11 protein-coding genes are annotated in these 11,280 nt (G+C 62.3%); 5 read left to right on the top strand and 6 right to left on the bottom strand.

Annotated features, from left to right (window positions below; genetic code table 11):
- Window positions 1-98: 98 nt before the first annotated feature.
- On the bottom strand, window positions 99-2,489 hold the full coding sequence (locus AC3WP7_RS03250) for a TonB-dependent receptor (protein WP_102591671.1): 2,391 nt from the start codon (window positions 2,487-2,489) through the stop codon (window positions 99-101).
- Between the two features lie 197 nt (window positions 2,490-2,686).
- On the opposite strand from AC3WP7_RS03250, the gene AC3WP7_RS03255 reads away from it, so the two are divergent.
- Both AC3WP7_RS03255 and AC3WP7_RS03260 read left to right on the top strand, forming a co-directional pair.
- Window positions 2,687-3,397: a response regulator gene (locus AC3WP7_RS03255; protein ID WP_058425253.1), complete on the top strand. Its 711-nt coding sequence runs from the start codon at window positions 2,687-2,689 to the stop codon at window positions 3,395-3,397.
- A complete protein-coding gene (locus AC3WP7_RS03260) occupies window positions 3,394-4,779 on the top strand; it encodes an ATP-binding protein (protein WP_102591670.1) in 1,386 nt (461 codons plus the stop codon). Before AC3WP7_RS03255 ends, AC3WP7_RS03260 begins: the two co-directional genes overlap by 4 nt.
- Before the next feature lie 127 nt (window positions 4,780-4,906).
- Here AC3WP7_RS03260 and AC3WP7_RS03265 read toward each other — a convergent pair whose 3' ends face one another.
- The 4 genes from AC3WP7_RS03265 to AC3WP7_RS03280 are packed head-to-tail and all read right to left on the bottom strand — an operon-like array spanning window position 4,907 to window position 6,578.
- Window positions 4,907-5,107 carry an SEC-C metal-binding domain-containing protein gene (locus AC3WP7_RS03265; RefSeq protein ID WP_003189235.1) on the bottom strand — a complete coding sequence of 67 codons (201 nt, stop codon included), beginning with the start codon at window positions 5,105-5,107 and terminating at the stop codon, window positions 4,907-4,909.
- Complete coding sequence (locus AC3WP7_RS03270) at window positions 5,104-5,586, bottom strand: LEA/WHy family protein (protein ID WP_093119293.1); 483 nt, start codon at window positions 5,584-5,586, stop codon at window positions 5,104-5,106. Before AC3WP7_RS03270 ends, AC3WP7_RS03265 begins: the two co-directional genes overlap by 4 nt.
- 19 nt (window positions 5,587-5,605) lie before the next feature.
- The gene (locus AC3WP7_RS03275; protein WP_058425250.1) at window positions 5,606-6,076 is read right to left on the bottom strand and encodes a YchJ family protein; all 471 of its coding nucleotides are present in this window, start codon (window positions 6,074-6,076) and stop codon (window positions 5,606-5,608) included.
- 4 nt (window positions 6,077-6,080) lie between these two features.
- Window positions 6,081-6,578 (bottom strand): DUF6231 family protein, encoded by a 498-nt coding sequence (locus AC3WP7_RS03280; protein ID WP_102591669.1) that lies wholly within the window; start codon window positions 6,576-6,578, stop codon window positions 6,081-6,083.
- Window positions 6,579-6,768: 190 nt separating this feature from the next.
- On the opposite strand from AC3WP7_RS03280, the gene AC3WP7_RS03285 reads away from it, so the two are divergent.
- Together AC3WP7_RS03285 and AC3WP7_RS03290 are read left to right on the top strand one after the other, a co-directional pair.
- Entirely contained in the window at window positions 6,769-7,464 is a 696-nt protein-coding gene (locus AC3WP7_RS03285) for a PA1041 family peptidoglycan-binding anchor lipoprotein (RefSeq protein ID WP_102591668.1), read from the top strand.
- Window positions 7,465-7,624: 160 nt separating this feature from the next.
- Window positions 7,625-8,383, top strand: coding sequence for a hypothetical protein (locus AC3WP7_RS03290; protein WP_102591721.1), 759 nt, complete (start codon window positions 7,625-7,627; stop codon window positions 8,381-8,383).
- Between the two features lie 101 nt (window positions 8,384-8,484).
- Here AC3WP7_RS03290 and AC3WP7_RS03295 read toward each other — a convergent pair whose 3' ends face one another.
- Window positions 8,485-8,949, bottom strand: coding sequence for a CopD family protein (locus AC3WP7_RS03295; RefSeq protein ID WP_071488836.1), 465 nt, complete (start codon window positions 8,947-8,949; stop codon window positions 8,485-8,487).
- A gap of 99 nt (window positions 8,950-9,048) precedes the next feature.
- On the opposite strand from AC3WP7_RS03295, the gene dinG reads away from it, so the two are divergent.
- Complete coding sequence (gene dinG, locus AC3WP7_RS03300) at window positions 9,049-11,193, top strand: ATP-dependent DNA helicase DinG (protein WP_071488837.1); 2,145 nt, start codon at window positions 9,049-9,051, stop codon at window positions 11,191-11,193.
- Window positions 11,194-11,280 lie beyond the last annotated feature (87 nt).

Below are 11,280 nucleotides of genomic sequence, written 5' to 3' on the forward strand. Positions count from 1 at the left end.
GTATCGCTCCAGCGCCGCAAGGGGTTGTGAGGCAAGGCGGCCAGGCAGGTGTCGACTTCGCAGGCGTTGAGCAGTGCCGGGATCTCGACCAGCACGGTTCAGAACTCATAGTCGACGCTGGCAGTGAGGGTGCGCCCGGCGCCCGGAATGCCGTAGCGCTGGAAGCCATCGAGGGACGCGCCGACCTGGCTGTAATAGAAGGTGTTGAACACGTTGTTTAGGTTGAGGTTGACCGTGGTGTCCCTGTTCACCTTGTATTGCGCGGCCAGGTTGCTCAGCCAGTAGCCGGGGGCTTTTTCGTGGTCGCGGGTGTAGATCGCGTAGACCCCGGACGGGCCGTTGGCGTAGCTGCTGTTGTTGTTCAACCCCCCGACGTATTTGTTGTCGGTGTAGCGGCGCCGGCCCACGTATTGCTCGCCGTAGCTGAGGCTCAGGGCGTCGGTGACGGCGTAGGTGGTCCACAGGTTGGCGGTCAGGTCCGGGACGTTCTTGGCTTCGGCGCCTTTGTTGATGCCTTTGGTCTGGGTGCTCTTGAGGGCCGAGAAACCGCTATAGGCGGTCCAGCGTGGGGTGATATTGCCTTGCAGGCCCAGCTCGATGCCGTCGACGCGCTTGGCGGGCAGGGCGCGTACCGGGGCGGATTCGCCGTCCTGGTATTCCCAGGCGTTGTCCAGTTCGGTGCGGAAGATCGCCGCCGTAACGTTGAGCATGTCATGGGCGATGTCCCACTTGGTGCCCAGTTCATAGGTCTTGGATTTGGCCGGGCTGTAACGACGGGTGCTGGCCGCGCCGTAGATCTGGTTGTTGGTGGACGCGCCCAGCGCCGAGGGCTGCGCCGCCTCGCTGTAGGACACATAGATGCTGCCATTGGGCAACGGTTTGAACACGGCGCCAACCCGACCGCTGACGGCACCGTCGGTACTGCTGATCGTCGCCTGGCCGCGCTGGCGGGTTTCGGCGCGCCAGTTGTCGTAGCGCAACGAGCCGAGTACTTGCCACTGCTCGTTGAGGGTGAGGGTGTCGCCCAGGTAGAGACCGGCGTTGTCGATCACCGAGCGCGGGTCGCCTTCGCCTTTGGTCACGTAGGTGCTGGCGAAGCTGTGGCTGGGGTCGTGCATATCAAACAGCATGTTGCCTGCCGGCACTTCGGCGTTGCGTTTCAGGCCGCCGTAGGTCTCGTGATAGAACTCCAGGCCGCTGACCACCGCGTGCTGCAGGCTGCCGGTGGTGAGGTTGAAATTGAAGTCGGTCTGGTTGTCCAGGATGGTGTAGCGCTTGGACAAACCAAAGTCGCTGCCGCGCAGGATGCCGTAGGCGGTGTTGCTGTTGTTTACGTAGTCGGTGTAGGCATTCACCGTGCTGCCCGGCACTTGGCTGATCGGGCCTACGCCGGTGTAGCCCAAAGTCGCACAGCGGGTGCCGGTGCAGGTCTTCTGGCCGCTGGCGTTGGCGGCGAAGAAGCGCGCCGGCGAGAGCACGGCGAAGTTGTCGCTGCGTTCCCAGCGCGTCTGGTTTCGCAGGTTGGCGTCGTTCCAGGCGAAGTCATGCTCAAAGCGCGCCGTGAGCGAGGTGGTTTTGTTCTCTTGGGTGTAGAGGTGGGAGTCGCCGTACCAGTTGGAGCGTTTCACGCCCGGCATGCGGTCGCCGTTGGTGCCGCGCTGGATCGGCACACCGCCGTCCGGGGTGTTGGTGTCTTTCTGGTAGAAGGTGTCGATGAACAACCGCGTGTCGGTGCCCAGGCCGAAGCCGAACGAGGTGGCAATGCCCCAGCGGTCGTAGTCCACATCGTCGCGTTCGGCCACCTGGTTGTAGTGCTTCATCAGGTTGATGCGCACGGCGCTGGTGTCGTTCAGCTGTTTATTCAGGTCGGCAGTGAGGCGGCGGTAGCTGTCGGTGCCGATCCCGGCCGAGACTTTGTTGGCATCGCCCAGATGCGCTTCCTTGCTGACCAGGTTGACGCTGCCGCCCACGGCCGAGACCCCGGACTCGATGGAACCGGTGCCCTTGAACACTTCGGCCTGCTGCAGGTTGAAGGTGTCGGTGCGCGTGGACATGCCGGCATCGCGCACACCGTCGACGGTCAGGCTCTGCTCGGAAGAAAAACCGCGGATCGAAAACAGGTCGCCCCAGCCCAGGTTGCCCTCGCCGGACATAAAGGTAATGCCTGGGACATTGCGCAACACTTCCTGCAAGGTCTGCGCGTTCTGCTCCTTGAGCACCTGTTGCGGCACGATGGTCACGCTTTGCGGTGCGTCCAGCAGCGGCTGGCTGATCTTGGCCGAGGTGACGCGGTCCACCTTGAAGGTGGAAGTGGCTTCGCCGTCGATCTTGATTTCCGGCAGGCTCAACACCGAATCGCTGGACGTGGCGGTTGGGGCGCCAGCCAGGGCCACCGGTGCGACGCTGCCGGCAGCCAGCAAACCGAACATCGGTGCCAGGGTGTGCCGCGTGTGGCGGTGAGGCGTGGGCAATGATAGGGGCAATGACATGGTAGCGTCCGAGTCTAAATTACAATTACTCTCATTTAGGTTCGGTAGTCTAAAGAGCGATTCCTCCTGCCATACCCCAGGTTTGTATCGCTGATGCGTGATTAGGGTTTCCCACAACATTCCATTACATTTGCCTGCGCTGCCGGCTGAACTTTCGGCTATTTGCTGCGTTTCATCGTTTTTCGGATTGACTGCCCATGGCCAAGCAAGACCACCTGCTGATCGTTGACGACGACCCGCAAATCCGCCAACTGCTCTGCGACTACCTGAGCGACGCCGGCTTCCAGGTGTCCACCGCCGCCGACGGCAAGGAAATGCGCCGCCGCCTGGCGCTGAATGTGATCGACTTGATCGTGCTCGACCTGATGCTGCCCGGCGAAGACGGCCTGAGCCTTTGCCGCGAACTGCGGGTTAACTCCAACACGCCGGTGGTGATGCTCACCGCCAAGGGCTCGTTGATCGATCGTATCGTCGGCCTGGAAATCGGCGCCGACGATTACTTGCCCAAACCCTTCGACCCACGTGAGTTGCTGGTGCGGATAAAAGTGGTGCTGCGCCGGGTACAGAGCTTTCCCGACCGCGCCCGCCTGGATGAAGCGCCGAGCATTCGTTTCGCAGGCTGGCAACTCGACACGCGGGCGCGGCAATTGCTGTCGCCACAGGGCGTGGTGGTCAGCCTGGGCAACTCGGATTACCGCGTGTTGCGCCTGCTGTTGCAGCACCCCAATCGCCCGTTGAACCGCGACTTTCTGCTCAACCATGTGTTCGACAAGGACAGCACGCCGTTCGACCGCTCCATCGATGTGTGCGTCAGCCGCCTGCGCTCGCAATTGCCGGCAGGGTTGATCAAGACCGTGCGCAACGAGGGCTACATGCTCACCGCCGATGACGTGGTGTTGGAGTCGTGAGACTGCTGCCGCGTTCGCTGTTCGGCCGGCTGGTGCTGATTCTCGTCAGCGGCATGCTCGCCGCGCAGGCCCTGACCAGCAGCATCTGGTACGACCGACGCCATGGGCAGGTGCTGGAAATCCCGGCGCGGTTGATCGCCACGCGCCTGGCGGACGTGGTGCGCCTGGTGCACAGCGATCCGCAGCAAGCGGATGTGCTGATCAAGCTGCTCGACACGCCAAACTTCCGCCTGACCCTCAGCGACCAGGCCAGCAACACCCCGAGCACCCTGCACGAAAGTGACCGGCCCACCGAGCGATTGATCAAGAAGGTGCTGTCGGAAAAAACCGGTTACGCCCAAACCCTGATCCTGTTGCGCCTGTCTCTGATCGATGGCGACGGGCAGACCGCCGGCCTGTCGACCTTGCTCGGTTCCCAACCGGTGGTGGGACAATTTTTGATCGACCTGCGCCTGCCCGACGGGCGCTGGTTGCAGGTGGATGCCAGTGAAGAGCAGGGCTGGACCAGTACCTCGCCGCTGGACCTGCTGTTCGATTACGTGATGCGCATCTACCTGTTGCGGGTGCTGGTGTTGGTGGTGATCGCGCTGGTCGCGGTACGCCTGGCGATTCGCCCGCTCAACACCCTGGCCAAGGCCGCCGAGGCGTTGGGCCGGGATATCCAGCGCCCGCCGCTGTCGGTGGACGGTCCCACTGAAGTTCGCCGCGCCGCCCAGGCATTTAATGCGATGCAACAGCGGCTGATCGCCAACATCGCCGAGCGCACGCGTTTCCTTGCGGCGATTTCCCACGATTTGCGTTCACCGATCACACGACTGCGCCTGCGCACCGAGATGCTTGAGGACAATCGCACCAAGGAGCGTTTTCGCAGCGATCTGGAAGAAATGGAGCACATGGTGTCCAGCACGCTGGATTTTGTCAGCAGCGGCGAAATCAACGAGACGCGGCAGAACATCGATATCAACGCCTTGCTGCAAAGCCTGCAGGCGGACTTGCAGGACGTTGGCGAGCAGGTGGTGATCGAAGGCCGGGCGAAGCAGCCATTGCCGGGGTATGCCCGCAGCCTTAAACGTTGCGTGCAGAACCTGCTGGAGAACGCTGTGCGTTATGGCCGTGATGTGGTGGTGCGGGTCGAGGACCAGGCGGACAGCTTGAAGATCGTCATCAGTGACCGTGGCCCCGGGATTCCCCGGGAACAGTTGGAGCAGGTGATGGAGCCGTTCTATCGCGTGGAAGGTTCACGCAATGCCGAGACCGGCGGGTATGGCCTGGGATTGAGCATTGCCCACACCATCGCCAAGGCGCATGACGGGCGTTTGGCGTTGCGCAACCGGGACGGCGGAGGGCTTGAGGTGGAACTGGTGTTTCAACGCAAATCCTGAATGTGGAACGCAACTGAATGTGGGAGGGGGCTTGCCCCCGATTGCTGGCTGTCAGGCACTGAATAGGAGACTGGTATACCGCTATCGGGGGCAAGCCCCCTCCCACATTTAAATCTTCAGCGTGGCTTTACGCCCCGTGGCACTTCTTGAATTTCTTCTCGCTGCCGCACGGGCAAGGATCGTTGCGGCCCACGTCCTTCAGGGCATTGCGCACCGGCTCCTGGTGAGCGTGGCCGCAGTTCGGGCCGTGGACATGGCCGTGGTCGTGATCATGGTGATCGTGATCATGGTTGCAGTCAGGACCATGGACATGGGGTTGCTGAGTCATCGATGTCGCTCCGGAATAAAATCGCCGGGGATTATCTCGCCATTGTGATTCACCTGCACGTCATAACCGATGAATAATCCGGTTTTCAGCTCGCCTTCGAGGCGATAGGGCACGGGGCGGTCGGGTTTTTTCAGCATCTGCACCACATCGCGGATCTGTGGCCAGAGGTTGGTGCGCACCGACACCTTGAAAAAGGCATGGCCGCGCGGCGGCACGGTAAGCCATTGGTTGGACTCGCCTTCGGTCAGCACAAAGTCATCCAGCGTCACTTTGTAGATCAGGCCACGCACGGTCAGGTCGGCGTCGTCGCGATTGTCCACGCGAAAGTACAGCTTGAATTTCTGCTCCAGCAGCTTGGCTCGCACCACTTCGACCTTCACCAGGGAGATGTGGGGCGGCGGCGCGTCGTCCTCGAACCACGACGCGCAGCCGGTCAGGCCAAGGGTTAACGCCAGCATCAAGCTGTAGATCCGGAGCATGGCGTGAGTCCTGTGGTGGCTATAGATAGCTGGAACAACACTTCTTGAATTTTTGCCCGCTGCCGCACAGGCAGGCATCGTTACGTCCGGTCTTCACTTCCACGGTCGGGTCGATGAAGTACCAGCGCCCGTCATTCTGTACGAAAGAAGACTGCTCGCGGTGACTATGTTCGCCGGTGCTGTCATGCCAGCGCGCGGTGAAGGTCACGAACGCGTGTTCCGGCTGGCCGCCGAATACCTCGGAGCTTTCCACTTCAAGGCCGAGCCAGGTGCTCTGGGCGCTCCACGCGGCGATGGCGGCACGGTCCAGGCCGGGCTGTTGCGCGGGCAGCGTGGTGGCAACCAGATAGTCCACCAGGCCCAGTACGTAGGCGCTGTAGCGCGAGCGCATCAACGCGGTCGCGCAGGGCGCGGGGTGCCCGGCGTGATAATGGCCGCAGCAGGCATCCAGCAGGTTGCCACTGCCGCAGGGGCAAATGGATGTACTCATCGGGTTACCACCAATACTTTCCGAAGTTTTCCGGGTTGGCCCAGAAGCGGGCATTGAGCCAGTCCGGTACCTGTTTATAGTCAAGCAGATCATAGGTAAACAGCGTCAGAACCTGTTCGTCACGCTGGAAACGCTCGCCGGCCTGCAGGGCCAGGGAGAAGAAGTCGGTGTCCTTCCAGTCGCAGGCCCCCAGGTCAACCAGCACCGCAATGCGGCTGGCGTTGAGGTTGCGGATACCGCCCAGCAGGGTCAGGCCTTGCGGTTTTGACAGGTGCTCCAGGCAATCCACCACCAGCGCCAGGTCAAAACGCTGCGCGGCCAGCTCCGCCGGCAGGGGGCCGGGTGGGGCAACAGCAACCTGGGTGCCGGGGTGTGCTGCTTGAAAAGCCTCCAGCGCCGGGAAATGGCTGGCGCCCAACAGCAACAGGCGTTTGGGCTGGTGCAGGTCGAGCAAGGCGGCCAGGGCCTGCTGGGGTGTACGGTCAGAAATACCGGCGGTCATCAGAGATCCTCACATCAGGACCGTAGAGACTAGCGCGGCTGAGCGTGCGGGCCTAGAGCGGGTGGTGGCGAAAAGTCCTACGAGGGCGACGATCCTCAATGAATACGGGGGCGCGGCGTAGTGGCGCAGATGAAAAGAGCCGTCTTTACTCCACTCATCGGCCCCCGCCGATCCCCTCAGGAGAAATCAGATGAGCATCATGCGGACAGCTCTACCCTTGGTTCTGCTAACCGGAGTATTGACAGGTTGCGCAGGTTTGCAAAAAACCGACTGGCCCACCTGCGCCGCCGTTGGCGGTGTGACCGGTGCGGCGATCGGTGCCACTGAAAGCTCGGCCTATGCAGGCTATGGCGCGTTGTTGATCGGCGGTATGGCCGGCGCCTATTGCTGGGTGCATGGCGACGGTGACGAAGATGGCGATGGCGTGCCGGACAGCCGCGACAAGTGCCCGGGCACGCCAAAAGGTGTGCCGGTGGATGCCAATGGTTGCCCGCCCGTACCGCCACCGGTCGTGGTTGAGGAAGTGGTCGTGGTCAAGGAGGAAACCATCGTGATCCGTGACGTGCACTTCCAGTTCGACTCGGCGAAGTTGACGGCGGCGGATACCGCCAAGCTCGACACCGTCGCCGCCCGCCTGAAACAGGAAGCCCCACGCGCCCAGTTGCGTGTCAGTGGCCACACCGACAGCGTCGGCAAAGAGGCCTACAATCAGAAACTCTCGGAAAAACGCGCGCATTCGGTGGTCGAGTACCTGATCAAGTCCGGCGTGCCGCGCAGCAGTTTTGTATCGGTGACCGGTGCAGGCGAGAGCCATCCGGTAGCCGACAACAAAACCGCTGAAGGCCGTGCCTTGAACCGTCGTACGGAAATCCAGATCAACCGCTGACGGCCCTTGCCCCTGTGGGATACACAGGGGCATTGCTGCCAATCCTCCCCCTTTATCAACTTTTTTGATCCTTCACTGGCAAAGCGCCTGCGGAAGTCGTTACTGTGCGTCCAAAGAAAAACTAGAAATATTTTTTGAAAAAAATCAGGGGAGCTCCATGATGCGTAAGGTTTTTCTGTTGGCCCTGTTGGTCAGCCCCGTTGCCCTGGCCCAGAGTGTCAGTGTTGAACCCAACTCGTTGATGCGCCTGCCCAACAGCACCAGCGTGTTGCAATTGGAGCGCCTGGAGGTGGCGGACTACGGCACCTTGCTGATTCCCGCCAACATCAGCCAGGTCTCCGTGGATGAGCTGCACCTGGGCCGCGACGCCCGTATCGCCATTGTGCCCGGCAACACCGCTCTGCAATTGCAGGTGCGCCATGCGCAATTGGACCACGGTAGCCAGATCACCTCCCGCGGCGCTCCCGGCACCCACGAAAAACCGGCCAAGGCCGGGCGTGACCTGACCTTGCGTATCAACTCCCTGGCGGCAGAAGAACTCTCGGTGGACGCCCGTGGCGGTGCCGGCGCCCAGGGTTATGCCGGGCTGGATGGCGCCAACGGCGAAGACCCAGGGTGCACCTGGGGCTCGGCCGGTCGCGGTGCCAACGGGGATAACGGCGGTGATGGCTTGCCTGGCGCGTCGGGCGCGCAGGTGCGGGTCGAGTTGCCGCAGGAATTTCCGGCTGACCATATAAAGGTCTGGGTCGATGGCGGTCCCGGTGGATTGGCCGGCACGGCGGGCAAGCCGGGCAAGGGCGGCCAGTCCAAAGGCTGCCTGGTGTACCGCGCCGATGGCGGCGAGAAAGGCCGTCCAGGCTTGGAAGGCCAGCCGGGGCCGGCCGGGCCTGCGGGGACTGTGACCATCCAGCGGCTTTGAATTGCCTGCTCTGACGCCATCGGGGCAAGCCCCCTCCCACAATTGGACTGCATTCCAACTGTGGGAGGGGGCTTGCCCCCGATAGCGGACTAAAGCCTGCCTCAGAACATCGGCCGAGCCGAAGCAATCGCCACCACCACCAACCCCACAATCAGGTTAATGCCCACCAATCGGCGAATCTGCCCCAGCACCGCCGCACCCGCCGGCCAATCCTCAGCCGCCACTGCCTTGCGCAACTCCGGGAACTTCAGCGCCTGGATGCGGATAAACAGCGCCGTCATCACCAGATACAAACCCATCATCACCTGCACATAACGCGGTGCCGTCTCAAACCCGTTGAAGCGCAAGTGCAGCAGGCCAATGCCGCTGATCGGCAAAACCGCCACGGCGATCCACACCCATACGAAAAAACGTTGAAACACATTTGCCCATAATTTGAGCCGGGCAGGGCCTTCAAGTGCCGCCACAGCGGCGGGGCGCAGGATCATCCAGGCGAAAAACATACCGCCGACCCATACCAGGGCGGCCAATACATGCAGGGTGTAAGCGAGGCTAAACGCGGTCATTGTGGTACTCCGTTCTGCGCGGGATTCATTAGCGGGGTATGATAGCCGCCGATCCGAACCACTGAAAATTTATCCAGCGTTTTTTGCGCCCGACTATCCATGATCAGCACTGAACTCAAAACCACGATCCAGGGTGCCTATTCGCGTTTTCTCGAAGCCAAGAGCTTGAAACCGCGCTACGGCCAACGCCTGATGATCGCCGAAGTGGCCAAGGTCCTCGGGGATATCGACACCGACGACGAAGGCCGCCGCGAGGGTGAGCCCGCGGTCGTGGCCGTCGAGGCCGGCACCGGTACCGGCAAGACCGTGGCCTACAGCCTGGCCGCGATCCCGACCGCCAAGGCCGCCGGCAAGCGCCTGGTGATCGCCACCGCCACCGTCGCCCTGCAGGAGCAGATCGTCTACAAGGACCTGCCCGACCTGATGCGCAACAGTGGCCTGAGCTTCACCTTCGCCCTGGCCAAGGGCCGTGGCCGCTACATGTGCCTGTCCAAGCTCGACGTGCTGTTGCAGGAAGGTCACGCGCAAACCGCCACCGCCCAGCTGTTCGAAGAAGAAGGCTTCAAGATCGAAGTCGATGAGGCCAGCCAGAAGCTGTTTACCAGCATGATCGAGAAACTGGCCGGCAATAAATGGGACGGTGACCGCGACAGCTGGCCCACCGCCCTGGAGGATTCCGATTGGGCGCGCCTGACCACCGACCACAGCCAGTGCACCAACCGCCATTGCCCCAACTTCGGCCAGTGCGCCTTCTACAAGGCTCGCGAAGGCATGGGCAAGGTCGATGTGATCGTCACCAACCACGACATGGTGCTGGCCGACCTGGCCCTGGGCGGCGGTGCGGTGTTGCCGGACCCGCGCGACACCCTCTATGTGTTTGACGAAGGCCACCACCTGCCCGACAAGGCCATCGGCCATTTCGCCCATTACACGCGCCTGCGCTCCACCGCCGACTGGCTCGAAACCACCGCGAAGAACCTCACCAAACTGCTGGCCCAGCACCCGCTTCCGGGCGACCTGGGCAAGCTGATCGAACAGGTGCCGGAGCTGGCGCGCGAGATCAAGACCCAGCAGCAATTCATGTTCAGTGCCTGCGAGCAGGTGGCCGACTTCAAGCCCGGTGAAGATGTGGAGGGTCGTGAGCGTCCCCGCCATCGTTTTGTCGGTGGGCTGATCCCCGAGCACATGCGCGAAATGGGCATCGAGCTGAAGAAAGGCTTTTCACGCCTGACCGATCTGTTCACCCGTCTTACGGATTTGCTCAAGGAAGGCATGGACGGCGAGGTCAATATCGGCATCGCCAGCAACCAGGCCGAGGAATGGTATCCGCTGTTCGGCAGCCTGCTGTCCCGTTCCCAGGGCAACTGGGAGCTGTGGACCGCCTTCACCGTCGAAGACCCGGAAGACAACCCGCCCATGGCGCGCTGGCTGACCTTGTCGGAAAGCGGTGCGCTGTTCGATATCGAGGTCAACGCCAGCCCGATCCTGGCCGCCGAAATGCTGCGCCGCAACCTGTGGAACGTGGCCTATGGCTGCCTGGTGACCTCCGCCACGCTGACCGCGCTGGGCACCTTCGACCGCTTCCGCATGCGCGCCGGCCTGCCGAAAAAAGCCGTCACCGCCGTGGTGCCGAGCCCGTTCCATCACGCCGATGCGGGCGTGCTGCGGGTGCCGGACCTCAAGGCCGACCCACGGGACGCAGCGGCCCACACCGCCGCGATCATCCGCGACCTGCCGGAGCTGGTCGAAGGTTCGCGCGGAACGCTGGTGCTGTTCTCGTCACGCAAACAGATGCAGGACGTGTTCGACGGCCTCGACCGTGATTGGCGCAAGCAAGTGTTTATCCAGGGCAACCTGTCCAAGCAGGAGACCCTGAACAAACACAAGGCGCGTGTAGACGGCGGCGACTCCAGCGTGCTGTTCGGCCTGGCCAGCTTCGCCGAAGGGGTGGACTTGCCGGGTGCCTATTGCGAACACGTGGTGATTGCCAAGATCCCGTTCTCGGTGCCGGACGATCCGGTCGAGGCGGCTTTGGCCGAGTGGATCGAGGCGCGGGGCGGTAATCCGTTCATGGAGATCTCGGTGCCGGATGCTTCCTTGAAGCTGGTCCAGGCCTGCGGTCGCCTGCTGCGTACCGAAGAGGACCGGGGCACCATCACCTTGCTTGATCGGCGTCTGGTCACCCAGCGCTATGGCAAGGCTATCCTGAATGCCTTGCCGCCTTTCAGGCGCGAAATTTCTTAAGCCACTGTGGGCGGTTTCGCCCACTTCGTGGTCTATCTCACTGTATTTCATCAGGCCATTCATCGGCCGTCTGGGAGAACCTTGTTC

It is taken from the genome of Pseudomonas sp. FW305-3-2-15-C-LB1, from assembly GCF_058787615.1.

Bases quoted from the DNA above. Each gene is read 5' to 3' on its own strand.
- AC3WP7_RS03250 (WP_102591671.1), bottom strand. From the start codon at position 2,489: ATGTCATTGCCCCTATCATTGCCCACGCCTCACCGCCACACGCGGCAC.
- AC3WP7_RS03255 (WP_058425253.1), top strand. From the start codon at position 2,687: ATGGCCAAGCAAGACCACCTGCTGATCGTTGACGACGACCCGCAAATC.
- AC3WP7_RS03265 (WP_003189235.1), bottom strand. From the start codon at position 5,107: ATGACTCAGCAACCCCATGTCCATGGTCCTGACTGCAACCATGATCAC.
- AC3WP7_RS03270 (WP_093119293.1), bottom strand. From the start codon at position 5,586: ATGCTCCGGATCTACAGCTTGATGCTGGCGTTAACCCTTGGCCTGACC.
- AC3WP7_RS03275 (WP_058425250.1), bottom strand. From the start codon at position 6,076: ATGAGTACATCCATTTGCCCCTGCGGCAGTGGCAACCTGCTGGATGCC.
- AC3WP7_RS03280 (WP_102591669.1), bottom strand. From the start codon at position 6,578: ATGACCGCCGGTATTTCTGACCGTACACCCCAGCAGGCCCTGGCCGCC.
- AC3WP7_RS03285 (WP_102591668.1), top strand. From the start codon at position 6,769: ATGAGCATCATGCGGACAGCTCTACCCTTGGTTCTGCTAACCGGAGTA.
- AC3WP7_RS03290 (WP_102591721.1), top strand. From the start codon at position 7,625: ATGCGTAAGGTTTTTCTGTTGGCCCTGTTGGTCAGCCCCGTTGCCCTG.
- AC3WP7_RS03295 (WP_071488836.1), bottom strand. From the start codon at position 8,949: ATGACCGCGTTTAGCCTCGCTTACACCCTGCATGTATTGGCCGCCCTG.
- dinG (WP_071488837.1), top strand. From the start codon at position 9,049: ATGATCAGCACTGAACTCAAAACCACGATCCAGGGTGCCTATTCGCGT.